This window comes from Bacillus sp. z60-11 (assembly GCF_046464135.1).
GTDB lineage: Bacteria > Bacillota > Bacilli > Bacillales > Bacillaceae > Bacillus > Bacillus sonorensis_A.
This window is the reverse complement of the sequence record NZ_JBIYSN010000002.1, coordinates 53,833-79,511: the sequence shown is the minus strand read 5'-3', so window position 1 is coordinate 79,511 and position 25,679 is coordinate 53,833. Positions and strand designations below refer to the sequence as shown.

Here is a 25,679-nt window from a genome sequence, read left to right as displayed (position 1 = left end):
AAGGAAGGGTACTATGGGAAAACCTGTCGTAGCCATAGTTGGAAGACCCAATGTTGGGAAGTCCACGATCTTTAACCGGATCGCGGGCGAAAGAATTTCGATTGTGGAAGATACACCCGGTGTGACACGGGATCGGATATACAGCTCTGCCGAATGGCTGAACCATGATTTTAATCTGATTGACACCGGTGGAATTGAAATCGGTGATGAGCCGTTTCTCGCGCAAATTCGCCATCAGGCGGAAATCGCTATGGAAGAGGCGGATGTGATTATATTCATGACGAATGGACGCGAAGGGATCACAGCTGCTGATGAAGAAGTCGCGAAAATTTTATACCGGACGAAAAAGCCGGTTGTCCTGGCGGTCAATAAACTTGATAATCCGGAAATGAGGGCCAATATTTACGATTTTTATTCGCTCGGCTTTGGGGAGCCGTATCCGATCTCAGGTACGCATGGCCTTGGCCTCGGGGATCTGCTTGATGCCGTCAGCGAACATTTTAAAAACATTCCGGAAACGAGATATGAAGATGAAGTGGTGCAATTTTGCCTGATCGGACGTCCGAACGTCGGAAAATCGTCCCTCGTCAACGCTATGCTCGGCGAAGAGCGCGTGATCGTCAGCGATATTGCCGGAACGACAAGAGATGCGATTGACACGAGGTTTACATACAATCAGCGCGATTTTGTCATCGTTGACACGGCCGGGATGAGAAAGAAAGGCAAGGTCTATGAGTCAACTGAAAAATACAGTGTGCTCAGAGCTTTAAAAGCGATTGACCGCTCAGAGGTCGTCGTCGTCGTTTTAAACGGTGAGGAAGGCATCATTGAACAGGATAAGAAGATTGCCGGTTATGCGCATGAAGCGGGAAAAGCCGTCGTCATCGTCGTGAACAAATGGGATGCGGTCGAAAAAGATGAGCGGACAATGAAGGAATTTGAGCAAAATATTAGAGATCACTTTCTGTTTCTAGATTACGCGCCTGTACTGTTCATGTCCGCCCTAACCAAAAAGCGGATTCATACGCTGATGCCGGCCGTCATGACGGCAAGTGAAAACCATTCGATGAGGGTGCAGACGAACATCCTGAATGATATCATTATGGATGCGGTCGCCATGAATCCGACGCCGACCCACAACGGAAACCGCTTGAAAATCTATTATGCGACCCAAGTGGCTGTTAAGCCGCCGACTTTTGTCGTGTTTGTCAATGATCCGGAGCTGATGCACTTTTCTTATGAGCGCTTTTTGGAAAACCGGATACGCGATGCGTTTGGATTTGAAGGAACACCGATCAAGATTTTCGCAAGAGCAAGAAAATAAAGAGGTGTAGTGGAATGACTAAAGTATCGATTTTAGGAGCCGGAAGCTGGGGAACAGCATTGGCCCTTGTGCTGGCGGACAATCGCCACGATGTTTGCGTATGGGGACACCGCGAAGAGCTGATTAAGCAAATCAATGAAAAACATGAAAACGAAGATTATCTGCCGGGAGTCAAACTCCCTGATGCCGTCTGCGGTACTACGGATCTGCAGGCTGCATTGGCCGATGTGCAAACGATCATTGTCGCCGTTCCGACGAAGGCGATCCGGGAGGTTCTCAGAGAGGCTGTCTCCTTTATTAAGAAAAAAACGATTTTCGTCCATGTTTCAAAGGGAATCGAACCTGACACACTGCTCAGAATTTCAGAGATGATGGAAGACGAAATTCCTGCCGAATTACGGGAAGACATCGTCGTCCTTTCCGGTCCAAGCCATGCCGAAGAAGTCGGTTTAAGACACCCGACAACAGTCACGGTTTCCTCGAAAAACATCGAAGTCGCACAGACCATTCAGGATTTGTTTATGAATCAGAATTTTCGCGTCTATACCAACCCGGACATTATCGGAGTAGAGGTCGGCGGTGCGCTGAAAAACGTGATTGCGCTTGCCGCTGGAATTGCCGACGGCTTGGGATACGGCGATAATGCAAAAGCCGCTTTAATCACAAGAGGCTTGGCGGAAATCGCACGCCTGGGCACGAAAATGGGAGGAAATCCGCTGACATTCTCAGGCCTTGCCGGAATCGGCGATCTGATCGTTACCTGTACAAGCGTTCATTCACGAAATTGGCGGGCCGGTAATATGCTGGGTAAAGGCTTCAAACTTGAAGAAGTTCTGAAAGAAATGGGGATGGTCGTTGAGGGGGTACGCACGACTAAAGCGGCATATCAGCTTTCACAAAAATATGACGTCAAAATGCCGATCACTGAAGCGCTGCATAAAGTTTTATTTGATGGCAAAAAAGTTGATATTGCCGTTGAATCATTGATGGCAAGAGTGAAAACACACGAGATGGAAGATCTTGTGAACACGTTCGAAAATCAAATCAAATGACCAGCCCGAAATGGCGTTAACGCTCTCCTCCAGGTTCGTTTTTAAAAAACTGAAACATTTGGAGACTTAGGCAAGAGAGGATACATTTGTCCGAACACTTGCATAAAATAGAATCGAAGTCTGGAAGAGCTGTATCTAATCATTGGGTTATATAGTCACCATTCACAAGCCTGAAGCAAAGTCCCCCTCTTTGCTTCAGGTTTTTTTACTGCCTATGCCCGCTTCTTAAAAATTGGAAAAGCTGTTGAACTTCTGGTTTTTCTTATATAAAATGAAATATAACGCTTACAACACAAGAGAATGATAGAAGGAGGGCTTTTAGCGTGAATCCCGGTCTGTTAAAAATGTGGTTTGCCTTAGGAGCGATGGGCCTGATGTTCTTAGCGGTGATTGCCATATACATAAGCAGGTACAAATTCAAAAATCCTTTTCTCAAAATCGTCACGTCGTTTCTGGCTTATACATGCATGCTGATCTCGGGCGTGATCGTTTTTTTCGTCGTCTTCAGCGGTCCCGTTAATGAATAATGTTCAAAAGGAAGATGCATATGAAAACAATCAGCGTACTGTTCACACTTTTGCTCACAGCCATTCTTTTAAGCGGATGTTTATACCCTGAACAAAAAAGAGCGAAAAACAACGTCCCCTATCAACATCAGCTCAATGAAGTGCAGGCCGCGGTCGACGAATTCAGGAAAGCGACAGGCGGGCTCCTTCCGATTAAAACAAAAGATATGTCCATCCCAATCTATCAAAAATATCCTATCGATTTTAACAGGCTGTCTCCGCGGTATTTGGAGGAGCCTCCCGGCACTTCCTATGAAAACGGCGGAGAGTATGTATATGTTCTCGTAGATGTTGAAAAAAATCCGACGGTCAAGCTTATTGACGTGAAAATGTCGGAAGCGGTCAAGGAATTGAAGCTTCGGATCGAAATGTACAAAGATCAGCATCGGTATCCCCCGTATGAAAAAGTCGTAGCGAAAAATTTATTTACACTCGATTATCAGAAGCTGGGGCTGAAAGAACCCCCTTCTGTCACAAGTCCGGTAACAGGCGATTCACTGCCGCTTCTTGTCGATCAAAAAGGCGACATACAAGTAGATTACCGGATGGATTTGGCCAAACTGCTGAAAAAATCAAAAAAGGCTTTAAAACCGGGTGATGAAATCCAGGATGTCATGTGGAAAGAAACGCCTTTCGTGCCGGCGTTTTCTGTGAAATACAGCGTCAATGATAAGCAGGAACCGGTTTTTTTAGAACAACCTAAACGGTAAGCGCAAGAATTAGTCATGAACCTTTCTCCGCAGCATACAATAAGGAGAAAGGTTTTTTCATGCATGCCGAAAAAATTTCCCTGAGCTGTCATATTGAAATAGGACAACGTCATACACTGTAATGTCCTGTTTTTGATTGATGAAGAAGTAAAAAATTGAAAAGGATTGGAAGTCCGGGAGGGGATCACTTGGAAAAGGTCGATATTTTCAAGGATATCGCTGAACGAACAGGAGGCGATATATACTTAGGTGTCGTAGGAGCCGTACGCACAGGAAAATCTACGTTCATTAAAAAATTTATGGAGCTAGTGGTGCTCCCGAATATCAACAATGAAGCAGACCGGGCGCGCGCACAAGATGAGCTCCCTCAAAGCGCCGCTGGCAAAACCATCATGACAACCGAACCGAAATTTGTTCCGAATCAGGCGATGTCAGTTCATGTCAGTGACGGACTCGATGTGAATATAAGACTTGTAGACTGTGTCGGCTATACTGTCCCTGGAGCGAAGGGCTATGAAGATGAAAACGGCCCAAGGATGATCAACACGCCTTGGTATGAGGAGCCGATTCCGTTTCATGAAGCGGCGGAAATCGGCACGAGAAAGGTTATCCAGGAGCATTCTACAATCGGCGTCGTCATTACGACCGATGGTACGATCGGCGAAATTGCCAGACAGGATTACATTGAGGCGGAAGAGCGGGTGATCGATGAGCTGAAAGAGGTTGGCAAACCGTTCATCATGGTGATCAATTCCGTCCGTCCATATCATCCTGAAACAGAGGCGCTTCGAAATGAACTGATGGAAAAATATGATATTCCGGTGCTGGCGATGAGTGTGGAAAGCATGCGAGAAGCCGATGTCTTAAGCGTTCTCAGAGAGGCGCTTTACGAGTTCCCGGTTCTTGAAGTAAACGTCAATCTTCCGAGCTGGGTCATGGTGCTGAAGGAAAATCACTGGCTGCGGGAAAACTATCAGGATTCAGTAAAAGAGACCGTCAAAGATATTAAAAGATTACGAGATGTTGACCGCGTCGTAGGGCACTTCAGCGAATTTGATTTCATCGAGCGCGCAAGCCTCGCCGGAATTGAAATGGGGCAGGGGATCGCAGAAATCGATTTGTACGCTCCTGATGATCTGTACGATGAAATCTTAAGGGAAGTCGTCGGCGTTGAAATCAGGGGAAAAGACCATCTTCTCCAGCTGATGCAGGACTTTGCCCATGCCAAGACGGAATATGACCAGGTGTCAGACGCTTTGAAAATGGTGAAACAGACCGGCTACGGAATCGCTGCACCGGCATTAACCGACATGAGCCTTGATGAACCGGAAATCATCAGGCAGGGATCGAGATTCGGCGTTCGCCTGAAAGCGGTAGCGCCATCGATTCACATGATCAAAGTCGATGTAGAAAGCGAATTCGCCCCGATCATCGGGACGGAAAAACAAAGCGAAGAGCTTGTCCGGTATTTGATGCAGGACTTTGAAGACGATCCGCTGTCTATCTGGAATTCCGACATTTTCGGCAGAAGCCTCAGCTCAATCGTCAGGGAAGGCATACAGGCAAAGCTGTCTCTCATGCCGGAGAATGCAAGATACAAGCTGAAGGAGACGCTGGAGCGCATCATTAACGAAGGCTCAGGCGGCTTGATTGCGATCATCTTATAAAAGGGAAGACCTCTTTATATACGGGAGGTCTTTTTTTATTGTGTTTATGTACAAATGTCGGCGCAGCGGGCTGGAAATATAGGAGAGAATCTGATGAAAAAAGGAAAAACAGGAATATTCGTTCGCCGTATTTTGCCTTAAACCTTGACGAATAAGGGATCATAGCTTTAAAATGCTTGATATGGCTTTTCATATGTGTTAATCTACATACAGAAAATCTTCACTTTGTTGGACAATCGTTCCTCTAAAAGTGAAATTTTCACCTGAAAGCTGTGAAATGCCTTTTCTATATTGAGTTGAAATTTCTGTTCAAACAGGTATAGAAACAGGTTGAACTGTGAAGAAATGATGATAATCTATTGATTGATATCTTTTGGGAGGAGGTGAAATGCATGAACAAGACAGAACTAATCAATGCGGTTGCAGAAGCAAGCGAATTATCTAAAAAAGACGCTACCAAAGCAGTTGATTCTGTTTTTGATACAATTTTAGATGCACTTAAAAACGGTGAAAAAATTCAATTGATCGGTTTCGGTAACTTCGAGGTTCGTGAGCGCTCTGCTCGTAAAGGACGCAACCCTCAAACAGGTGAAGAAATCGAAATCCCTGCAAGCAAAGTGCCTGCTTTCAAACCAGGTAAAGCGCTTAAAGATGCTGTAGCAGGCAAATAATCGTATGTATATGCCGTTTTTTACGCGTTATACATACCGTATTGTTTCTTCACAGGAAAGCCCCTTTTAAAAGGGGCTTTTCATATTTTTCAGATGAGATTCTTTTTTCCCGGTTCAATACCTTTCATTTTGCTTTTATAAGCTGAATTGTGCTAGAATCTGAATTAAATGTATGCGTTTCTGGAGGATAATACAATGAGAGAAATCAACAAAGAACAAATTGAACAAGCTGTCCGTCAGATTTTGGAAGCGATCGGTGAAGACCCGAACCGCGAAGGCCTTCTTGATACACCAAAACGGGTCGCGAAGATGTATGCCGAAGTATTTGCGGGTCTAAACGAAGATCCGAAAGAGCATTTTAAAACGATTTTTGGCGAAGACCACGAAGAGCTTGTTCTTGTTAAAGATATTCCCTTTTATTCCATGTGTGAACATCATTTGGTTCCTTTTTACGGGAAAGCGCATGTCGCTTATATTCCCAAGGGGGGAAAAGTCACCGGTCTCAGCAAACTGGCGAGAGCAGTTGAAGCGGTGGCGAAGCGTCCGCAGCTGCAGGAACGGATTACGTCGACAATTGCAGACAGCATCGTGGACACGCTGACGCCTCATGGCGTGATGGTCGTCGTTGAAGCTGAGCATATGTGCATGACGATGCGGGGCGTGAAAAAGCCCGGGGCCAAAACCGTCACCTCTGCTGTAAGAGGAACATTCAGACAAGATGTAGCCGCTCGCTCCGAAGTATTGGAGCTCATTAAACATCACGATTAAAAATGAGAAGGTGCGATGAACATGAGCAATATTCAATCGAATGACTATGTGGTGATCAAGGCCGTTGAAGACGGCGTAAACGTGATCGGCCTCACGAGAGGAACAGACACGAGATTTCATCATTCTGAAAAGCTCGACAAAGGCGAAGTGATGATCTGCCAGTTTACAGAGCATACCTCCGCCATAAAGGTGCGCGGCGAGGCTTTGATTCAAACAGCTTACGGCGAAATGAAAAGCGAAGCGAAAAAATAGCGCACATCTTTCAGCCTATTCAGGCGCCGTAAAAGATTATTTTTTATCATAGTATGATATACTAAAACTTTCTCCGCTGCATATAATCAATCATGAGAAAAACTGCGAATTTTGGGACAAGGGTGATATCTTTGCAAGACATCTACGGACAATTATCTCATTTGAAATTCAAGCTGAATCAAAAGCTCTCACATCCTTATCTGGCCAAGCATTTGACTGCGCCAAAAGTGGATGAGGATAAGCTGTTTCTTTTTTATGCCCTGTTTGATGAAACGGAATTAAAAGAAGCTGACAAAGAAAATTACATTTTAACGGCGATGCTTGTTCAAACAGCCCTTGACACCCATGATGAAGTCACGACCGCAGCTTCAATCAAGCAAGATGACTATAAAAACCGGCAGCTGACGGTTTTGGCCGGGGACTATTTCAGCGGCATGTACTATTCCCTGTTATCGGGAATGAAGGATATCTATATGATTCGGACGCTGGCTGCCGCTATTAAAGAAATCAATGAACACAAAATTAGGCTTTATGATCATTCCGCAAAAGACTTAAACAGCCTGACAAAAAGCGTCAGCATCGTAGAAGCTGCCCTTTTTCATCATCTCGCCGACCACTTTTATCTGCCTCACTGGAAAACAGCTGCCAACGACTTTCTTGTGTTTAAAAGGTTTGCGGCCGAAGAAAAAGCTTCGGACTCCCGTTTGCTTGAGACGATTTTAAAGGAAGAGTTTCCGGAAGAGGCTTCATGCGGGCAATTGGCAGACGCGGCTTATGCAAAAGCCAAGCTGCAGATTGACCAATCCCTTGCAAAGAAGCCGGCCTTTCAGAAATGGCTTTTGGACCGCCTGCAAGCGATCAGGCCTGAAAAACGAACTTATCATCAGAAAGTGGAAGAAGGGTAACCATCATGGAGCAGTCAAAAGAACAGCGCGTACATGGCGTGTTTGAAAAAATTTATAAAAATTACGATCAGATGAATTCCGTTATCAGCTTCAGGCAGCATAAAAAATGGCGCGACAAAACGATGCGGATCATGAATGTTCCAAAAGGAGCCAAAGCGCTTGATGTATGCTGCGGAACGGCGGACTGGACGATCGCGCTGGCGGATGCTGCCGGAGAAAATGGCGAGATCAAAGGCCTTGATTTCAGCAAAAATATGCTGAGCATCGCCGAGCAAAAAACAAAGAACTACAGCCAGATCGAACTGATCCACGGTAATGCGATGGAGCTTCCATTTCCGGACAATACGTTCGACTATGTCACCATCGGCTTCGGCCTTCGCAATGTACCTGACTATTTAACTGTCCTAAAAGAGATGGCCCGGGTCACGAAACCGGGCGGTCGGGTCATATGCCTTGAAACGTCCCAGCCGGAAATGTTCGGATTCAAACAGCTTTACTTTCTGTATTTCCGCTTTATTATGCCTGTGTTTGGAAAGCTCTTTGCCAAAAGCTATAAAGAGTATTCCTGGCTTCAAGAGTCCGCCAGGGAATTTCCGGGTATGAAAGAGCTTGCCGCTTTATTTGAAAAGGCCGGATTAGAAAATGTTCAATATCATCCCTTTACAGGCGGTGTAGCTGCTACACATGTCGGCTGGAAGCGATGATGACTACTGAAACTCTCGGGTGAATCGAAATGAAATTGACAACGTTATATTCTTTTTTGAATGACGATATTGATTTAATAGAAAAAGAGCTGGAAAGAACCGTGCACTCCGACTATCCTTTGCTGAGTGAAGCGAGCCTTCATTTGCTGCAGGCCGGGGGCAAACGGATCCGTCCTGTGTTCGTTCTGCTTTCCGGCATGTTTGGTGAATACGACATTAGCAAAATTAAAAATGTCGCCGTTTCATTGGAATTGATACATATGGCTTCGCTCGTCCACGACGATGTCATCGATGATGCGGAGCTGAGAAGGGGACAGCCGACAATCAAAGCGAAGTGGGATAACCGGATTGCGATGTATACCGGCGATTATCTGTTCGCCCGTTCGCTGGAATCCATGACAAAAATAAACGAGCCGAAAGCCCACGAAATTTTATCCAAGGCGATCGTTGAAGTCTGTCTTGGAGAAATTGAACAAATTAAAGATAAATATAACATGGAGCAGAACCTCAGAACCTATTTAAGGCGGATCAAACGCAAGACGGCGCTTTTGATCGCGTCGAGCTGCCAGCTTGGAGCCATCGCCGCCGGCGCCGGAGAAAAGATTCATCAAACCCTTTACTGGTTTGGTTACTATGTTGGAATGTCTTACCAGATCATTGATGACATTCTCGACTTTACATCCAGCGCAGAAGAGCTTGGCAAGCCCGTAGGCAGCGATTTGCTTCAGGGGAATGTTACGCTTCCTGTTCTGTACGCGCTCAAATCGCCTGAACTGAAAGCCCGCCTAAAGCTGGTCAACAGTGAAACGACACCTGAACAAATCAAACCGCTGATCGAAGATCTGAAACAAACCGATGCTATTGAACAATCGTTCAAAGTCAGTGAAATGTATTTAAATAAGGCGTTCCGCCTGCTTGAAACGCTTCCGAAAAGCCGCGCCAGGAAAGCGTTGGGACAAATTGCGAAATATATTGGCAAACGAAAATTCTAGGCGGCGGCAATTGAGTCAAAAGTATGAATATTCTCCACCCTTTATTGATTAATTGATTGAAAAATGTTATATTTCCGATGTAGTGTTGAAAGCCTATACATAACAGTGGGGTGGAGAATCGAATATGGAAAAAACCTTTGTAATGGTAAAACCTGATGGCGTTCAGCGTCAGCTGATCGGCGAGATTTTGTCAAGATTCGAACGTAAGGGCTTACATTTAGTCGGAGCCAAGCTGATGAAGGTCTCAGAGGAGACGGCAGGCGAGCATTATAAAGAGCATAAAGAGAAGCCTTTTTTCGGAGAGCTTGTTGACTTTATCACATCCGGTCCCGTATTTGCCATGGTATGGGAAGGTGAAGACGCGATTGCGATCGCCAGGCAGCTGATCGGGAAAACGAATCCTAAGGAAGCGCTTCCGGGTACAATTCGCGGGGATTTCGGCATGATTGTCGGGAAAAATATCATTCACGGTTCAGATTCTCCTGAAAGCGCACTTCGCGAAATCAATTTGTTTTTTAAACAGGATGAACTTGTTGAACACGAAAAATTAATGAACCAATGGATCTACTAAAATCAGCTGAAAAGCTGATTTTTTATATGGAACTTAACGTCTGCTTTCCCTTTTTCGAAGAAGCGGGCGTTTTTTCATTTTAAACGTACAAATTCTCAGGAAAACAGGCTATAATTGTAGTCATATCAGCATGATGGATTAGGAGAGAAAACATGGACAATTACAGCTTCTTCGTTGATAAATGGAAAAAAATGACGGGTGTTGACTTGGCATTATATAAAGAGGCGCAAATGAAAAGAAGGCTGACATCCCTTTATGAAAAGAAGGGATTTGGCGATTTTCGGGAGTTTGCTCTCGCCCTTGAAAAGAATGACCGTCTTCTGCAGGAGACGTTAGACAGGATGACGATTAATGTTTCTGAATTTTACAGAAACTATAAAAGATGGGATGTGCTCGAGAGAACGATTCTTCCGCTGTTAAAGCCTTCCAAAACACTGAAGGTTTGGAGTGCGGCGTGCTCAACGGGAGAAGAGCCTTATACATTATCGATGATTTTAAGCAGGCAGAAGGATCTGTCAGACTATCAAATCATCGCCACTGATATTGATGACAAGGTGCTTGCCAAAGCAAAAGAAGGAATTTATCAGGAGAGATCCCTGCAGGAAGTGCCGAAAGAAATGAAGGAACGGTTTTTCACACAAAATGGAAGCCGTTTTACCGTTAAAGATGACATTCGAAAAAACATCCGCTTTCAAAAACACAATTTATTGGCTGATCCTTACGAAAAAGACTTTGATATTATCGTATGCCGAAACGTATTAATCTATTTTACGGAGGATGCGAAAGAGACGATCTATCATAAATTCGGCAAAAGTCTGAAGAAAAACGGCGTTTTGTTTGTGGGAAGCACCGAACAGATCTTCAATCCGGAAAAATACGGTTTCCGGTCAACAGATACGTTTTTCTATCAAAAAAGTTAGCTGACTTTTTATAAGAGGTTATGTTATAGTTTTACTTAAAAGCGTTAATGTGATGAAGGGAGAACGAAAGCATGAGGTATTTAACAGCCGGGGAATCTCACGGCCCGCAGCTTACGACAATTATTGAAGGGGTTCCAGCAGGACTTCAAATCACGAAAGAAGACATCAGCTATGAGCTGCAGAGACGTCAAAAAGGCTACGGTCGCGGACGGCGGATGCAAATTGAAAAAGATGAGGCGCAAATTACAAGCGGCGTAAGGCACGGGCGTTCTCTCGGATCGCCGATCGCCCTTGTCGTTGAAAACAATGACTGGAAGCATTGGACGAAAATCATGGGCTCCGAACCGATTACAGCCGAAGAGGAAAGCGAAATGAAGCGCCAGATTTCAAGGCCGAGACCTGGTCATGCCGATTTAAACGGCGCGATCAAATACGGCCACAGGGATATGCGAAATGTGCTTGAGCGTTCTTCCGCAAGGGAGACAACCGTTCGGGTTGCGGCGGGTGCTGTCGCTAAAAAGATTCTCTCACAGCTCGGCATAAAAGTGGCCGGCCATGTGCTTGAAATCGGCGGCGTCAAGGCCGAACAAACAAATTACGCTTCAATCGAAGAGCTGCAAAAAGTGACGGAAGAATCTCCTGTCAGATGCTATGACGAGGAAGCGGGCAAAAAAATGATGGCAGCGATCGACGAGGCGAAAGCAAACGGAGATTCCATCGGCGGAATCGTCGAAGTGATCGTCGAAGGAGTTCCGGTCGGAGTCGGCAGCTATGTTCATTATGACAGGAAACTCGACAGCAAGCTCGCGGCTGCTGTTTTAAGCATCAATGCATTTAAAGGCGTTGAATTTGGCATCGGTTTTGAAGCGGCAAGGAAAAACGGCAGTGAAGTCCATGACGAAATTATTTGGGATGAACAAAAAGGCTATACGCGGGCCACGAACCGTCTGGGCGGACTTGAAGGCGGAATGACAACAGGCATGCCGATTGTCGTCAGAGGCGTTATGAAGCCGATTCCGACATTATATAAACCGCTGAAAAGCGTTGACATCGAGACGAAAGAGCCGTTCACAGCCAGCATTGAACGTTCCGATTCCTGTGCTGTCCCTGCGGCAAGCGTTGTGGCAGAAGCTGTAGTGGCATGGGAGATCGCCAATGCGGTCGTCGAACAGTTTGGCGTCGATCAAATGGATCGCATCGCTGAAAACGTCGAGAAAATGAGAAGACTTGCGAGGGAGTTTTAATGAAATCACTTCAAATCGAAACCGCATCTCTGTCTTACCCGGTTTTTATCGGAGGGGGAATCAGAAAAAACGCGGCTGAGCTTTTGTCATCTTTAAACCTTCCCATGACAAAACTGCTTTTGATTACCGATGAAGAAGTTGACAAACGCTACGGAACAGAGCTGTTCAATCTACTCCAAAGCAGATGGCAAGTGAAGAAGGTAGCCGTCCCCAGCGGCGAGCAGGCCAAATCGATCGATATGTTCATGATGCTGCAAACGGAAGCCATTCAGTTTCAGCTTGACCGTTCATCATGCATTTTGGCGCTGGGCGGAGGTGTCGTCGGTGATCTTGCGGGATTTGTGGCTTCGACTTTTATGAGAGGCATCGATTATGTTCAATTCCCGACGACTCTGCTTTCACATGACAGCGCGGTCGGCGGCAAAGTCGCCATCAACCATCCGCTCGGCAAAAACTTAATCGGCGCTTTCCATCAGCCGAAAGCGGTGATTTACGATACGGAATGCCTGGCAACTCTCCCTGAAAAAGAAATGAGGTCGGGGATGGCCGAAGTCATCAAGCACGCTTTTATTCACGACGAATCGTTCTTGCAAGACCTTCTGAAAATAGACTCGATCGAAGAAGTGACAAATGAACAGCTGAATGAAATGGTTTATAAAGGCATTTCGATAAAAGCGGCGATCGTCTCAAAAGATGAGCGTGAAGCCGGAATCAGAGCCTTTTTAAACTTTGGGCATACGCTCGGCCATGCTGTTGAAGCCGAATATGGATATGGAGAGATCACGCATGGAGACGCCGTTGCCTTAGGCATGCAATTCGCCTTGTTTGTCAGTGAAAAGGTCCTGAATGCTCCGATTGATGTCAAAGGCATGTCAAACTGGCTGCAAAAGCTCGGCTACCCGGGAAGCGTGAAAAAAGAGATATCAACAGAAGCGCTGGTCAACCGAATGATGAATGACAAAAAAACGCGCGGTGGAATCATTCAATTTGTCCTGCTTGATGAGATCGGCAGTGTACATCTCAGCTCCTTTGAAGCTCGGGAAATCGAACGATGGCTGAATCTGTGGAGATTGGAGGGAGACGAATGATGATGCGCGGGATTCGGGGAGCGACAACTGTTGAACAAGATACAGACAAAGAGATCACGGCGAAAACGAAGCAGCTGATCGAAAAAATGATTGTTGAAAATAAAATCGAACCTGAGCAAGTGGTGCAGATTTTGATCTCGGCTACTTCCGACATTCACGCCGCTTTTCCTGCCAAAGTCGTCAGAACGTTTGACGGTTGGCAGCACGTCCCCGTCATGTGCATGCAGGAAATGGATGTTGAGCATGGTCTTAAACAATGCATCAGGGTGATGATGACGGTTCAGACCGAAAAGCGCCAGGATGAAGTCCGGCACGTCTATTTGGAAAAAGCGGTGACACTCAGACCAGATTTATCATTGACAAAAAAGACTGAATTGTAATACGATTGTAGAAACCTTGGAAATACACAGGAGTGTGTATATAGGTTTGACAATGAAAGCTGAGTATGAGACTAGGGTAGTTAGAGAATGAGTTGAGATGAGCTGAGACAAAACGTTTATCAAATTCTACCCAAAAGACGCTGTTCTTTTGGGTTTGTTTATTATTCCCCACATTTCAATCAATTTGTCTGCCTCAGAGGCTTCTTCTCATTCTCCTCCGCCTGAAAAAGGAGTGAGAAACCATTGACATATCAAAGCGATTTTTCCTCGTTTATGGAGGACACTTCACATTTTAGAACGATTCCCATTATAGAAAGCTTTTCCGTCGATACGCTGACACCTGTTCAAATGGTTGAAAAGCTTGAAAATGACATCGTGTATTTGCTGGAAAGCAAAGACGACACATCGGCATGGTCAAGATATTCGTTTATCGGACTCCGCCCTTTTTTGACGATTAAAGAAGAATGCGGTCGGTTTCATGCTTGCGGAGAGGACATGGAGAAGCTATACACCGCTTCACAGCTAAAGGAAGTTCTTCAATGGATGTCGGAAACATGCTTAATTAAGGCGCCTGATCTTGATATACCGTTTACCGGCGGCGCCGTAGGTTATTTAAGCTATGATCTGATGCCGCTTGTTGAGCCGGCCATCAAAAGGCATGAAAAGGAAACAGAGATGGCAAAATGTCTGCTGTTTGTCTGCAGCACCATGATCGCTTATGATCATGAGCAGAAAAAACTGCACTTTATTCAATATGTAAGGCTTAACGGCAGTGAAACAGAGAACGAAAAATCGCTGTTGTTTCAACAGGCTAAAAATGAGCTGAAAAAACTTACAAAAAGGCTGGCAGACCGAAAAACGGCGAAAGAGCTTTTTCTCCCGCAAGGACGGTATGACACTCCAAGCTTTGAACATGTTCAATCAACATATGAAAAACCGCAGTTTTTAGCCGATGTCGAACGATTAAAAGAGTACATTAGAGCGGGGGACATCTTTCAAGGAGTGCTTTCCCAAAGGTTTGATATCCCGGTCAATGTCAGTTCCTTCGAGCTGTACAGAGTGCTGAGAATGATCAATCCGTCGCCATACATGTACTATATCAAGCTGCCTGACCGCGAGCTTGTCGGAAGCTCCCCGGAACGGCTGATCCACGTCCAAAACGGCCATCTTGAAATCCATCCGATCGCCGGAACGAGAAAAAGAGGAGCAGACCATGCCGAAGACGAGCGCCTGAAAAAAGAGCTTTTGGCAGATGAAAAAGAAAAAGCCGAGCACTATATGCTCGTCGATTTGGCGAGAAACGACATCGGCAGAGTCGCCGAATACGGATCGGTTCAGGTGCCCGAGTTTACAAAAATCGTTTCCTTCTCCCATGTCATGCACATTATATCGATCGTAACCGGTTCGCTGAAAGCAGATGTCCATCCGGTTGACGCTTTAATGAGCGCTTTTCCCGCCGGCACGCTGACAGGGGCGCCGAAAATCAGGGCGATGCAGCTTTTAAATGAGCTGGAGCCCGCCCCGAGGGAAACGTATGGAGGATGCATCGCTTATATCGGCTTTGACGGCAATATTGACTCTTGCATTACGATCCGCACGATGAGCGTCAAAGACGGTGTGGCCTCCATCCAGGCCGGTGCGGGGATTGTGGCTGATTCAGTCCCCGAAAATGAATGGGAAGAAACGTGTAATAAGGCCGGTGCTTTGCTGAAAACGATCCAAATAGCTGAGGATATGTTTCTGGAAAAGGAGGAGGACGGCAATGAACGAACTGCTGAAATCATGCGTTAATGGCCGCACACTGAATGAAGAAGAAGCGAACAACATCATGCATCTGATGATGAACGGTGAACTGACTGAAGCTGAAATTGGAGGGCTGCTATCCGTTCTCGCCTACCGGGGGGAGACCGTCGAAGAAGTCACCGGTTTTGTCAGAGCGATGCGGGAGAAAGCTTTTACAATCGCCGGTCCTGAACGTGTTGTCGATACGTGCGGGACGGGTGGAGACGGCAATTCGACTTTCAACATTTCCACTGCTGCAGCCATTATTGCGTCAGCCGCCGGGGCTAAAATTGCCAAACACGGAAATCGATCGGTTTCTTCGAAAAGCGGGAGTGCGGACGTGCTGGAATACCTCGGCGTTTCCATACAGACGACGCCTGAGGAAACAAAACGCAGTATTGAACGGCGCAATATGGGGTTCTTATATGCGCCAAGCTATCATTCTTCCATGAAGCATGTCACCGTGCCGAGAAAGGCTCTCGGATTTAGAACGGTGTTTAATCTGCTTGGACCGCTCAGCAACCCGATGAAGGCGAAACGCCAGGTCATCGGCGTCTACTCCTTTGAGAAAGCGAAGCTGATGGCCGGAGCTTTAGAATCCTTTGAACCGGATCATGTCCTGTTGGTTTCCAGCAGGGACGGCCTTGATGAGCTGTCCATCACATCGCCGACAGATGTGATAGAACTGAAAGACGGCAAAAGATATGAATATACCGTCGACCCGAACGATGTGGGGCTGCCGGCGGGGAAGTTTAGCGATATCCAGGTAGAGACGCCTGAAGAGAGCGGCCGCCTCATCATCGATATCCTGAAAAACCGGAGTGCTGAATCGGCGCTTCACATCGCTGCGTTCAACGCCGGAGCCGCTTTGTATGTCGCCGGTCAGGCGGGCGGTTTGAAAGAAGGGGTTGAAATGGCGCTTGAAACCATCGCAAGCGGTGAAGCGCTCAGCCAGCTGGAGCGATTAAAACAGAAAGAGGAAGAGATGTATGCTTAATCAAATTATTGAAAGAAAACGGGAAGATCTGTTGAATATCATGCTGCCGGAGGATCTGAATCTGCCGAAGCGGTCATTTAAAAAGGCTCTCCTGTCTCCAAACCGATTTGTCGCGTTAATCGCCGAAGTCAAAAAAGCTTCTCCTTCAAAAGGAGTCATCCAAGCGGATTTTCAGCCGGAAGCGATTGCGAAACAATACGAACAGGCGGGCGCCGATTGTTTGTCTGTGCTGACGGACGCTCCTTTTTTTCAAGGAAGAAACGATTATTTGTCAGCGGTGAAGCGCACGGTTTCCCTGCCTGTTTTGCGAAAGGACTTTATCATCGATTCGATTCAGGTTGAAGAAGCGAGCCGCATCGGAGCTGATGCGATCCTGCTGATCGGCGAGGCGCTTGAGCCCGGAAAACTATTCGAACTTCATGAAGAAGCTGTTGAAAAAGGAATGGATGTGCTCGTTGAAGTTCATGGGGAAGGGACGCTTGAAGGGATCTTAAACGTCTTTACGCCTGAGATCATAGGTGTGAACAACCGAAATCTAAAAACCTTTGAAACTTCCGTCAGCCAGACGGAACAGGTCGCGAAACTGGTTCCGGACGGCACCGTTCTTGTCAGCGAAAGCGGCATCGGCAAAAAGGAGGATCTCACATTTGTTAAAGCCTGTGGGGCGCAAGCCGTACTTGTCGGGGAATCCTTGATGAGAGAGGCGTCACAGCTGAAAGCGGTCCATGCTTTATTCGGAGAAGCCGGCGATGAATAGACCAAGCTTAAAATATTGCGGGATTCATTCTTTGGAAGATTTGCGGCTGACGGTCCGATCGAAGGCGGACTACCTTGGATTTATTTTTGCGGACAGCAAACGGGCGGCAGATCCCGCCGTTGTGAAAAGCTGGCGCAGTCAGGTTGATACGGGAGAAAAAAAGCTTGTCGGCGTGTTTGTCAATGAGGATTGCCGCCGCATCGCCGAAATTGTAAAAGACGTTCGGTTGGACGTCATTCAGCTTCACGGGGATGAAACGGTGGAGGATATCAAGCATCTCAGAAGTATAACAGATTGCGAGATTTGGAAGGCGCTTCACCACGGTAGCGAAACGATCGCGAAAATGAAAGCCGCCGCACCCTATGCAGACGGGTTTGTCATTGACTCTTCCGTAAAGGGCATGAGGGGAGGAACAGGCATTTCATTTTCATGGGAAAGCGTCCCGGAATATAAAGAAACGGCTGCCGGGGCAGGTAAGCGCCTGTTGATTGCCGGAGGCGTCAATCCCGAAAGCGTAGCAGATCTTCTGCGCTGGGAGCCGCCGGGCATCGATCTGGCAAGCGGAATTGAAGAGAACGGGCATAAAAGCGGAAAGCTGATCAACCTTTTAGAAGAAAGGATGTACAATCATGTATTCATATCCGAATGAACAAGGCAGATTTGGTGATTTTGGCGGGAAGTTTGTTCCGGAAACACTCATGCAGCCTTTGGAAGAAATCGAAAAAGCGTTTCGTCAATTAAAAGATGATCCTTCATTTCAAGAGGAATACAAAAAACTGTTATTTGAATATTCGGGACGCCCGACCGCTCTGACCTTTGCAGACCAGCTGACAAAGCGCTTGGGCGGAGCGAAAATTTATTTGAAGCGCGAGGATTTGAACCATACCGGCGCCCATAAAATCAACAACGCGCTCGGCCAGGCGCTGCTCGCTAAGAAAATGGGAAAAACGAAGCTGATCGCTGAAACAGGTGCCGGACAGCACGGAGTCGCCGCGGCAACCGTGGCCGCAAAGTTCGGCATGTCGTGCATCGTGTTTATGGGTGAGGAAGATGTTGCAAGACAGTCGCTCAATGTTTTCCGCATGAAGCTTTTGGGGGCGGAAGTCGTCCCGGTCTCAAGCGGAAATGGAACGTTGAAAGACGCGACAAACGAAGCGATCAGATACTGGGTCCAGCATTGCCAGGATCATTTTTATATGATCGGGTCAGTTGTCGGGCCGCATCCATACCCTTATATTGTAAGAGAATTTCAGCGGATGATCGGTGATGAAGCGAAGGCGCAGTTTTATGAAACGGAGGGGAAACTTCCCGATAAAGTGGTCGCCTGTGTCGGCGGCGGAAGCAATGCAATCGGGATGTTCACTTCATTTATTGAAGAGCCTGTCGAGCTGATCGGTGTTGAAGCTGCGGGCAAAGGCGTCAACACGCCCCTTCATGCCGCCACGATTACAAAAGGTACCAAAGGTGTGATACACGGCTCTTTGACCTATCTGCTTCAAGATGAATACGGTCAGATCATTGAACCGTATTCCATCTCGGCCGGACTCGACTATCCGGGCGTCGGTCCTGAGCACGCCCATCTTCATCATACAGGCCGCGTCCGCTATGAATCGGTAACAGACGGCGAGGCTGTCTCGGCATTAAAAAAACTTGCGGAGACAGAGGGCATTTTGCCGGCGATCGAGTCGGCCCATGCGTTGGCTAAAGCATTTGAAATGGCACAAGAAATGCCGGGAGAAAAAAGTATTCTGGTTTGCCTGTCAGGCAGGGGAGACAAAGACGTCCACACCTTGATGAAGGTGTTGGAAGAAGAGGTGAATAAAGATGTTCAATCTGAAAAATCAGTCGTCAGATAAACTATTCGTTCCGTTTATTACAGCCGGAGATCCGCTGCCGGAGGTTTCGATCGAACTGGCAAAATCCCTTCAGGAAGCGGGCGCATCGGCTCTTGAACTCGGTGTTCCATATTCTGATCCGCTTGCCGACGGACCCGTTATTCAGCGCGCTTCCAAACGCGCGCTTGACAACGATATGAACATTGTAAAAGCGATCAAGCTCGGCGGTGAAATGAAAAAAAACGGCGTCCATATCCCGATTATTCTCTTTACGTATTACAATCCTGTGTTACAATTAGATACAGATCACTTTTTCGCTTTACTGCGACAAAATCAAATTGACGGACTTTTAGTTCCGGATCTGCCTTTTGAAGAAAGCGTATATTTGCAGCAGGAGTGTAAGAAGCAAGGTATCACATATATTTCGCTTGTCGCGCCGACAAGCGAAAACCGCATTCAAAAAATCGCAGAGCAGGCCGAAGGGTTTGTCTATTGCGTGTCTTCGCTCGGTGTCACAGGTGTGCGCAACGAATTTGACGATTCTGTTTCTTCATTTATCAGATCTGTAAAAGAAAAAAGCTCCGTCCCTGTTGCCGTCGGTTTTGGGATTTCCAGCTTTAAACAAGTGGAGATGATGAACGAACTGTCAGACGGTGTTGTCGTAGGAAGCGCTCTTGTCAGAAAAATCGAGGAGCTGAAAGAAGATCTCACAAATCTCGAGACAAGAGAGCAAGCCCTAAAAACGTTTGAGGAATACGCTAAAACATTCAGCGTATCGCACATGGTAAAATGAGGTGACAGCATCTTGCAAATCAAAGAACAATTAAAGCAGTTAAAGCCTTACCAGCCAGGCAAACCGATTGAAGCGGTCAAAAAAGAATTCAATCTGGAAAAAGTCGTCAAGCTTGCTTCAAACGAAAATCCGTACGGCTGTTCAGAAGCGGCCAAAGAAGCGATTCAGACTGAAATCCAGCAAATGGCGCTTTATCCAGACGGCTATAGCGCCGCACTGAGAACAAAGCTTGCGGGGCACCTTGGCGTAAACGAAACGAACATCATCTTAGGAAACGGGACAGATGAGGTCATTCAGATCATCTCCCGTTCTTTGCTGGGGCCGGGTCTAAACACCGTCATGGCGAACCCGACATTCTCACAATACAAACATAATGCAGTCATCGAAGGTGCAGAGATCCGGGAAATCGATCTGCTTGAGGACGGATGTCATGATCTCGATTCCATGCTTGAGGCGATCGATGAACAAACGAAGGTCGTCTGGGTTTGCAGCCCGAATAACCCGACCGGCACTTATGAATCAGAGCAAAAGCTGCTCCGCTTTTTGGAAAAAGTGCCGGAGCACGTGCTCATTGTTGTCGATGAAGCGTATTATGAATATGTAACAGCAGAGGATTATCCGGAGACCATTCCGCTTTTAAAACGCTACCCGAATCTGATGATTCTCAGAACGTTTTCCAAAGCATACGGTTTGGCTGCTTTAAGGGTCGGATACGGCATCGCTTCAGAACAGCTGGTTCAGGCGATTGAACCGGCGAGACAGCCGTTTAATACAAATCGGCTTGGTCAGGCTGCCGCGCTGGCCGCCCTTGGCGACCAGGCGTTTATCAAAGATTGTGTTAGGAAAAACAATGAAGGGCTTAAGCAGTACTACGATTTCTGCTCTGAGCATGGGCTGAAGTATTTTCCTTCACAAACGAACTTTGTGCTGATCGACTTTAAGCGGAATGGCGACGATCTCTTCCGCGAACTGCTTACAAAGGGCTATATCGTCAGATCCGGAAATGCGCTCGGCTTCCCGACTTATATCAGAATTTCCGTCGGCACGAAACAACAAAACGAAGCGTTTTTAAAAACTTTAGCCGGTATGTTGTAAGAGGTGATGTTTCAGTCACCTCTTTAGTCTATTGAACCAGGTGATAATCATGACTCAATCAAATGAAACGATATTTTTGGCCGGCTTGGGCTTAATCGGCGGTTCCATTGCCCTAGCTATTAAAAAGGAGCATCCGGAAAGAAGGATCATCGGATTTGATGTTTCCGGAGAGCAGGCAAGAGCCGCACAGAAGCTTGGTGTCATTGACGCCCCGGCCGCTTCTTTTTTAGAAGGAATCAAAGAAGCATCGACGGTTATTCTAGCCGCACCCGTCGAACAGACGCTCTACATGCTCGATGAGCTGGCCGCATCCGGCATGAAGAAAAGGATGCTGATTACCGATGTCGGCAGTACAAAGCAGAAGGTGGTCAGCCATGCTGAAAAAGTTTTGCCTAACGAGTATCAGTTTATCGGCGGCCATCCGATGGCCGGCTCCCACAAATCAGGAGTAGCCGCTGCCAAAGAACTGCTGTTTGAAAATGCGTTCTATATTCTGACGCCTTCCCGGTCCGCCGACAAAGAAGCCGTCGCCTCGTTAAAAGAGCTTTTAAAAGGGACAAATGCAAAGTTTGTGGAAATGACTCCGGAAGAGCATGATGCCGTCACAAGCGTCATCAGCCATTTCCCTCACATCGTGGCGGCCAGCCTCGTCCACCAGACGGTCAAATTCGAAGACCAGTATCCGCTCGTCAAACGTTTTGCCGCAGGCGGTTTCCGCGATATTACGCGGATTGCTTCAAGCAGTCCGGCGATGTGGCGGGACATTCTTCTGCACAATAAAGACAAAATTATCGAGCGGTTTGACGAATGGAAGCAGGAGCTGGACAGAATTCAGTCTTTTGTTGAAAATGAAGATGCAGACGGGCTGTTTGAATTTTTCCGGCAGGCGAAGGAATACCGTGATGAACTGCCTTTGCGGCAAAAAGGCGCGATCCCTTCCTTTTACGATCTTTATGTCGATGTCCCTGACCATCCGGGGGTCATTTCGGAAATAACGGCGATTCTCGCCGAGGAACAAATCAGCATCACGAACATCCGGATTATCGAGACAAGGGAAGAGATAAACGGTGTTCTCCGGATCAGTTTTCAATCTGACGAAGATCGCAAACGAGCTGAAAAATGCATTCAAACGCGCGCAAAATATGAAACATTTTACGCTGATTGAGGTGGAACAAATGAAAAGAGGAAAAGTCAGTTCACTTAATGGAGAACTTCATATTCCGGGGGATAAGTCGATCTCCCATCGTTCTGTTATGTTTGGCGCCATTGCAGAAGGAAAAACCGTCATCAAAAACTTTTTGCCGGGAGCAGACTGTTTGAGCACGATCGAGTGCTTCAAAAAAATGGGCGTTGGCATCGAACAGAACGAAAGCGACGTCACGGTTTACGGCAAAGGGCTTGATCAGCTCTCTGAGCCGAAAGAGCTTCTTGACGTCGGAAATTCCGGAACGACGATCAGACTGATGCTGGGCATTTTGGCCGGCCGCCCGTTTCACAGTACAGTGGCTGGGGATGAAAGCATCGCCAAAAGGCCGATGAAGCGTGTAACAGAACCGCTTCAGCAAATGGGTGCAAAAATCGACGGCCGCGCCGGGGGAGAATACACACCGCTTTCTGTCCGGGGCGGCAATCTGACAGCGATCGATTTTCAGTCACCTGTTGCCAGCGCGCAAATCAAGTCGGCCGTCCTCCTCGCCGGACTTCAGGCCGACGGCACCACGACGGTGACAGAACCTCACAAATCAAGAGATCACACAGAGCGGATGCTCTCGATGTTCGGCGTTACGCTCGAGGAAAGCGACACCTCTGTTTCGATTACAGGGGGACAGACGTTAAAGGCAGCCGATGTATTCGTCCCTGGAGATATTTCATCAGCGGCATTTTTCCTTGCAGCAGGTTCGCTTGTGCCAAACAGTGAAATCGTTCTGAAAAATGTCGGGTTAAACCCGACAAGAACGGGAATCATCGATGTCCTTGAAAAGATGGGTGCGGATCTCGAAATCGAGCCGAATGATGCCGCAAGCGGCGAACCATACGGCGACTTGAAAATCAAGACGGCGCCCCTGACAGCCACGGAAATTTCCGGTGATTTGATTCCGCGGCTGATCGATGAAATTCCGATCATCGCCCTGCTTGCTACACAGGCTGAAGGGATGACGATCATTAAAGACGCCGCCGAACTGAAGGTGAAGGAAACCAACCGAATCGATACCGTCGCATCCGAGCTGAAAAAACTTGGCGCGCGTATCGAGCCGACCGAAGACGGCATGAAGATCTACGGAAAGACGCAGCTGAAAGGCGGAGCGGAAGTTTCCAGCCATGGCGACCACCGCATCGGCATGATGCTTGGAATTGCCGCTTTGATCTGTGAACATCCAATCGACATCTTACATCCGGAAGCTGTGAGCGTATCGTATCCGACATTTTTTGAACATATCGAAAAGCTTGCAAAAAAAGCCTGAAGCCTCCGTGCTCCAGGCTTTTTTACGCATAAAACGGGGCATGACAGCATAGCTTGTCTTAAAGCGAAATCTATCCGCTTCCCCTTTTCTTACAAAAACCCGGGCAACAAATTTGCCGACAACGCCTTCAGTGAATTATGATAAAAATAATCTTACAAAGTATTGCCTAAAAGAGAGCAGGCGATGATTTGACGAAAGAAAGGGACGTTTAGATTTGAATACTTCGATTCAAGAAGCCATAAAATTAGTTGAAGCAGGCCATACGGAAAGCGGATTGAAAAAGCTTGCTGATATCGAGTCCAGTCTTCATGATGAAGACAAATTAATAGCAGCCCAGCTGTACTATGAATGGGGAATTGTTGATAAAGCAATTGCCATTGTGAATGATTTGCATGAACTTTATCCGGAAGAAACAGAACTGACTTGTTTTTATGCTGAGCTCCTCATTGAAACCGATCAGGAAGAAAAAGCGCTCGCGGTCCTGGAAACGATTCCGGAAACAGATCAGGCATACCCGGAAAGCCTGCTCTTGATGGCCGATCTCTATCAGATGCAAGGACTGTTTGAAGTCAGCGAGCAGAAGCTCTTGAAGGCGAAATCGATTTTGACAGATGAACCGGTGATCGATTTTGCTTTGGGAGAGTTGTATTTTACTCAAGGGGCTTACGGAAAAGCGGTGCGGCAATACAAAAAAGCAGCCCGTGAAAAAGCTGTCATCGGGGGTGTCAATGTTTATCAGAGGCTGGCTGAATCATTGAGCTCGTCAGGGGAGTTTGAAGAAGCGCTGGAATGGTATGAAAAAGCCGCTCAGGAAAATCCGGAGCCCAATACGCTGTTCGGATTCGGTTTTACCGCTTGGAAAGCGGGGTATTCTAAAACTGCGATCAAGCAGTTGACAGAGCTCAAGGAAATGGATCCGTCCTATTCTTCGCTTTATAAACCTTTGGCGAACAGCTACGAAGCCGAGGGGCTTTATGAGGAGGCCTTTGAAACGGCAAAAGAAGGTATCCGCGTAGATGAATTCAATAAAGAGCTTTACCTTTCTGCAGCAAAAGCAGCCCTTAAAACGAAAAGGCATTCAGAAGCGGCAGATCTCCTTCGTGAAGCGCTGGCGCTTGATCCAGGTTATATTGAAGCTGTCCAAACCCTGCTCGCTCTTTACCTCGAAGAAGAAGACTATGAGGGGATCATTGACCTTGTTCACGAAGTCCGCAAATACGGCGAGGATGACCCTAAATTCAGCTGGTTTCTGGCTTCGGCTTACAGGGGGGAGGAAGAGTATGGGAAGGCTTCGCAGGAATATGAGAGCGCATTTGAGCACTATCGGGATGACGGAGATTTCCTTTACGAGTATTCGCGCTTTTTGCTTGAAGAAGGAAGGCGGAAAGAAGCGCTGCCGCTGTTGAAAAAGCTGGCAGAGCTTAACCCCGCAGACACGGAAACCCAGGAGATGATTTTCAGAATCGAAGACGAAAATTCCTTTGAATAAGAAGGATATGACCGGTTTGTGTGGAATTATTAATGTAATACACAAGATGCGATAGAGGAGGGAATAACATGCAGACCCCTGTTTCTGTCAATGAAAAAAAAGATTTTATCCGCTGGTTTTTAAACCACTATCAGCTAAAGCGTAGAGAGTGTGTATGGATTCTGAATTATTTAATGAGCCATGACTCGCTGATGGAAAAAGTGCATTTTGTCGAGCAGGCCGAATTTTGCCCAAGGGGCATTATCATGTCCACCCACTGTGTCGAAGAAGTGCCTTTTCGTTTTTATAAAGAAAACGTCATGACGACCGATGCAGAGAAATCGTTTCATGATATCAGGCTGAATAAGCAGCAGGATCTCTTCATCCAGCTGAATTTCCGTTCAGCTTATAATTCACCGGAATACGCGGCTGTTTTGGAAGCTAATCCGCATATTCCGAAAGACCTGTACGAAAATGAAAAAGATAAGATTGTCGCTGAACAGATTTTGGAGCACTCCATTTCTACATTTCAGAGACAAAAGCTGCTGCGGGAAATAGATGAAGCACTAGACCGCCAAGATAAAGAAAGCTTCGAAAAACTTGCGAAACAACTGAATCAGCTGCGATAAATCGCCAATAACAAGCCTTGCCGAAACGCAAGGCTTGTTCAACTGGC

27 protein-coding genes are annotated in these 25,679 nt (G+C 46.8%); all 27 read left to right on the top strand.

Annotation, left to right across the window (positions count from 1 at the left end; genetic code table 11):
• Positions 1–13: 13 nt before the first annotated feature.
• The 27 genes from der to ACINLD_RS06935 all read left to right on the top strand — a co-directional run bounded on the left by der (position 14) and on the right by ACINLD_RS06935 (position 25,632).
• The gene (der, locus tag ACINLD_RS07065; protein ID WP_026587630.1) at positions 14–1,324 is read left to right on the top strand and encodes a ribosome biogenesis GTPase Der; all 1,311 of its coding nucleotides are present in this window, start codon (positions 14–16) and stop codon (positions 1,322–1,324) included.
• A gap of 14 nt (positions 1,325–1,338) precedes the next feature.
• Entirely contained in the window at positions 1,339–2,376 is a 1,038-nt protein-coding gene (locus ACINLD_RS07060; RefSeq protein ID WP_026587629.1) for an NAD(P)H-dependent glycerol-3-phosphate dehydrogenase, read from the top strand.
• A 323-nt stretch (positions 2,377–2,699) separates the two neighbouring features.
• Complete coding sequence (locus tag ACINLD_RS07055) at positions 2,700–2,903, top strand: DUF2768 domain-containing protein (protein WP_026587628.1); 204 nt, start codon at positions 2,700–2,702, stop codon at positions 2,901–2,903.
• Positions 2,904–2,923: 20 nt separating this feature from the next.
• The gene (locus ACINLD_RS07050) at positions 2,924–3,652 is read left to right on the top strand and encodes a hypothetical protein (RefSeq protein WP_077736576.1); all 729 of its coding nucleotides are present in this window, start codon (positions 2,924–2,926) and stop codon (positions 3,650–3,652) included.
• 188 nt (positions 3,653–3,840) lie between these two features.
• Positions 3,841–5,319: a stage IV sporulation protein A gene (gene spoIVA / locus ACINLD_RS07045; protein ID WP_026587626.1), complete on the top strand. Its 1,479-nt coding sequence runs from the start codon at positions 3,841–3,843 to the stop codon at positions 5,317–5,319.
• A 392-nt stretch (positions 5,320–5,711) separates the two neighbouring features.
• Entirely contained in the window at positions 5,712–5,990 is a 279-nt protein-coding gene (gene hbs / locus ACINLD_RS07040; protein WP_003183006.1) for a non-specific DNA-binding protein Hbs, read from the top strand.
• A 195-nt stretch (positions 5,991–6,185) separates the two neighbouring features.
• The gene (gene folE, locus ACINLD_RS07035) at positions 6,186–6,758 is read left to right on the top strand and encodes a GTP cyclohydrolase I FolE (protein ID WP_026587625.1); all 573 of its coding nucleotides are present in this window, start codon (positions 6,186–6,188) and stop codon (positions 6,756–6,758) included.
• A gap of 21 nt (positions 6,759–6,779) precedes the next feature.
• Entirely contained in the window at positions 6,780–7,010 is a 231-nt protein-coding gene (gene mtrB, locus ACINLD_RS07030; protein WP_026587624.1) for a trp RNA-binding attenuation protein MtrB, read from the top strand.
• A gap of 131 nt (positions 7,011–7,141) precedes the next feature.
• The gene (locus ACINLD_RS07025) at positions 7,142–7,915 is read left to right on the top strand and encodes a heptaprenyl diphosphate synthase component 1 (RefSeq protein WP_026587623.1); all 774 of its coding nucleotides are present in this window, start codon (positions 7,142–7,144) and stop codon (positions 7,913–7,915) included.
• Positions 7,916–7,920: 5 nt separating this feature from the next.
• Complete coding sequence (locus ACINLD_RS07020) at positions 7,921–8,619, top strand: demethylmenaquinone methyltransferase (RefSeq protein ID WP_026587622.1); 699 nt, start codon at positions 7,921–7,923, stop codon at positions 8,617–8,619.
• 29 nt (positions 8,620–8,648) lie between these two features.
• Complete coding sequence (gene hepT / locus ACINLD_RS07015) at positions 8,649–9,611, top strand: heptaprenyl diphosphate synthase component II (protein WP_026587621.1); 963 nt, start codon at positions 8,649–8,651, stop codon at positions 9,609–9,611.
• Between the two features lie 124 nt (positions 9,612–9,735).
• The gene (gene ndk / locus ACINLD_RS07010; RefSeq protein WP_077736577.1) at positions 9,736–10,182 is read left to right on the top strand and encodes a nucleoside-diphosphate kinase; all 447 of its coding nucleotides are present in this window, start codon (positions 9,736–9,738) and stop codon (positions 10,180–10,182) included.
• Positions 10,183–10,334: 152 nt separating this feature from the next.
• Complete coding sequence (locus tag ACINLD_RS07005; protein WP_026587619.1) at positions 10,335–11,102, top strand: CheR family methyltransferase; 768 nt, start codon at positions 10,335–10,337, stop codon at positions 11,100–11,102.
• A gap of 71 nt (positions 11,103–11,173) precedes the next feature.
• Entirely contained in the window at positions 11,174–12,346 is a 1,173-nt protein-coding gene (gene aroC, locus ACINLD_RS07000; RefSeq protein WP_026587618.1) for a chorismate synthase, read from the top strand.
• Complete coding sequence (gene aroB, locus ACINLD_RS06995; RefSeq protein ID WP_026587617.1) at positions 12,346–13,434, top strand: 3-dehydroquinate synthase; 1,089 nt, start codon at positions 12,346–12,348, stop codon at positions 13,432–13,434. Before aroC ends, aroB begins: the two co-directional genes overlap by 1 nt.
• Complete coding sequence (aroH, locus tag ACINLD_RS06990; RefSeq protein ID WP_026587616.1) at positions 13,431–13,814, top strand: chorismate mutase; 384 nt, start codon at positions 13,431–13,433, stop codon at positions 13,812–13,814. The genes aroB and aroH overlap by 4 nt, the downstream gene beginning before the upstream one ends.
• Positions 13,815–14,057: 243 nt before the next feature.
• Positions 14,058–15,605: an anthranilate synthase component I gene (gene trpE / locus ACINLD_RS06985; protein ID WP_026587615.1), complete on the top strand. Its 1,548-nt coding sequence runs from the start codon at positions 14,058–14,060 to the stop codon at positions 15,603–15,605.
• Positions 15,577–16,593: an anthranilate phosphoribosyltransferase gene (gene trpD, locus ACINLD_RS06980; protein WP_026587614.1), complete on the top strand. Its 1,017-nt coding sequence runs from the start codon at positions 15,577–15,579 to the stop codon at positions 16,591–16,593. The genes trpE and trpD overlap by 29 nt, the downstream gene beginning before the upstream one ends.
• Positions 16,586–17,350 (top strand): indole-3-glycerol phosphate synthase TrpC, encoded by a 765-nt coding sequence (gene trpC / locus ACINLD_RS06975; protein WP_026587613.1) that lies wholly within the window; start codon positions 16,586–16,588, stop codon positions 17,348–17,350. The genes trpD and trpC overlap by 8 nt, the downstream gene beginning before the upstream one ends.
• Entirely contained in the window at positions 17,343–17,999 is a 657-nt protein-coding gene (locus ACINLD_RS06970; protein ID WP_026587612.1) for a phosphoribosylanthranilate isomerase, read from the top strand. The genes trpC and ACINLD_RS06970 overlap by 8 nt, the downstream gene beginning before the upstream one ends.
• Positions 17,980–19,206: a tryptophan synthase subunit beta gene (gene trpB / locus ACINLD_RS06965; protein ID WP_077736578.1), complete on the top strand. Its 1,227-nt coding sequence runs from the start codon at positions 17,980–17,982 to the stop codon at positions 19,204–19,206. Before ACINLD_RS06970 ends, trpB begins: the two co-directional genes overlap by 20 nt.
• Positions 19,175–19,978 (top strand): tryptophan synthase subunit alpha, encoded by an 804-nt coding sequence (gene trpA, locus ACINLD_RS06960; RefSeq protein ID WP_026587610.1) that lies wholly within the window; start codon positions 19,175–19,177, stop codon positions 19,976–19,978. The genes trpB and trpA overlap by 32 nt, the downstream gene beginning before the upstream one ends.
• A gap of 12 nt (positions 19,979–19,990) precedes the next feature.
• Complete coding sequence (gene hisC / locus ACINLD_RS06955) at positions 19,991–21,073, top strand: histidinol-phosphate transaminase (RefSeq protein ID WP_026587609.1); 1,083 nt, start codon at positions 19,991–19,993, stop codon at positions 21,071–21,073.
• Between the two features lie 49 nt (positions 21,074–21,122).
• Positions 21,123–22,238: a prephenate dehydrogenase gene (locus ACINLD_RS06950; RefSeq protein ID WP_077736579.1), complete on the top strand. Its 1,116-nt coding sequence runs from the start codon at positions 21,123–21,125 to the stop codon at positions 22,236–22,238.
• 10 nt (positions 22,239–22,248) lie between these two features.
• Positions 22,249–23,535, top strand: coding sequence for a 3-phosphoshikimate 1-carboxyvinyltransferase (gene aroA, locus ACINLD_RS06945; protein WP_026587607.1), 1,287 nt, complete (start codon positions 22,249–22,251; stop codon positions 23,533–23,535).
• Positions 23,536–23,749: 214 nt separating this feature from the next.
• On the top strand, positions 23,750–25,024 hold the full coding sequence (locus ACINLD_RS06940; protein WP_026587606.1) for a tetratricopeptide repeat protein: 1,275 nt from the start codon (positions 23,750–23,752) through the stop codon (positions 25,022–25,024).
• Between the two features lie 68 nt (positions 25,025–25,092).
• Entirely contained in the window at positions 25,093–25,632 is a 540-nt protein-coding gene (locus ACINLD_RS06935; protein ID WP_026587605.1) for a ReoY family proteolytic degradation factor, read from the top strand.
• Positions 25,633–25,679: the final 47 nt, after the last annotated feature.

Bases quoted from the DNA above. Each gene is read 5' to 3' on its own strand.
- ACINLD_RS06935 (WP_026587605.1), top strand. From the start codon at position 25,093: ATGCAGACCCCTGTTTCTGTCAATGAAAAAAAAGATTTTATCCGCTGG.
- ACINLD_RS07005 (WP_026587619.1), top strand. From the start codon at position 10,335: ATGGACAATTACAGCTTCTTCGTTGATAAATGGAAAAAAATGACGGGT.
- ACINLD_RS07020 (WP_026587622.1), top strand. From the start codon at position 7,921: ATGGAGCAGTCAAAAGAACAGCGCGTACATGGCGTGTTTGAAAAAATT.
- ACINLD_RS06950 (WP_077736579.1), top strand. From the start codon at position 21,123: ATGACTCAATCAAATGAAACGATATTTTTGGCCGGCTTGGGCTTAATC.
- ndk (WP_077736577.1), top strand. From the start codon at position 9,736: ATGGAAAAAACCTTTGTAATGGTAAAACCTGATGGCGTTCAGCGTCAG.
- hepT (WP_026587621.1), top strand. From the start codon at position 8,649: ATGAAATTGACAACGTTATATTCTTTTTTGAATGACGATATTGATTTA.
- folE (WP_026587625.1), top strand. From the start codon at position 6,186: ATGAGAGAAATCAACAAAGAACAAATTGAACAAGCTGTCCGTCAGATT.
- ACINLD_RS07060 (WP_026587629.1), top strand. From the start codon at position 1,339: ATGACTAAAGTATCGATTTTAGGAGCCGGAAGCTGGGGAACAGCATTG.
- aroA (WP_026587607.1), top strand. From the start codon at position 22,249: ATGAAAAGAGGAAAAGTCAGTTCACTTAATGGAGAACTTCATATTCCG.
- trpB (WP_077736578.1), top strand. From the start codon at position 17,980: ATGTATTCATATCCGAATGAACAAGGCAGATTTGGTGATTTTGGCGGG.
- trpC (WP_026587613.1), top strand. From the start codon at position 16,586: ATGCTTAATCAAATTATTGAAAGAAAACGGGAAGATCTGTTGAATATC.
- mtrB (WP_026587624.1), top strand. From the start codon at position 6,780: ATGAGCAATATTCAATCGAATGACTATGTGGTGATCAAGGCCGTTGAA.
- trpD (WP_026587614.1), top strand. From the start codon at position 15,577: ATGAACGAACTGCTGAAATCATGCGTTAATGGCCGCACACTGAATGAA.
- ACINLD_RS06970 (WP_026587612.1), top strand. From the start codon at position 17,343: ATGAATAGACCAAGCTTAAAATATTGCGGGATTCATTCTTTGGAAGAT.
- hbs (WP_003183006.1), top strand. From the start codon at position 5,712: ATGAACAAGACAGAACTAATCAATGCGGTTGCAGAAGCAAGCGAATTA.
- aroB (WP_026587617.1), top strand. From the start codon at position 12,346: ATGAAATCACTTCAAATCGAAACCGCATCTCTGTCTTACCCGGTTTTT.
- aroC (WP_026587618.1), top strand. From the start codon at position 11,174: ATGAGGTATTTAACAGCCGGGGAATCTCACGGCCCGCAGCTTACGACA.
- trpA (WP_026587610.1), top strand. From the start codon at position 19,175: ATGTTCAATCTGAAAAATCAGTCGTCAGATAAACTATTCGTTCCGTTT.
- der (WP_026587630.1), top strand. From the start codon at position 14: ATGGGAAAACCTGTCGTAGCCATAGTTGGAAGACCCAATGTTGGGAAG.
- ACINLD_RS07050 (WP_077736576.1), top strand. From the start codon at position 2,924: ATGAAAACAATCAGCGTACTGTTCACACTTTTGCTCACAGCCATTCTT.
- aroH (WP_026587616.1), top strand. From the start codon at position 13,431: ATGATGATGCGCGGGATTCGGGGAGCGACAACTGTTGAACAAGATACA.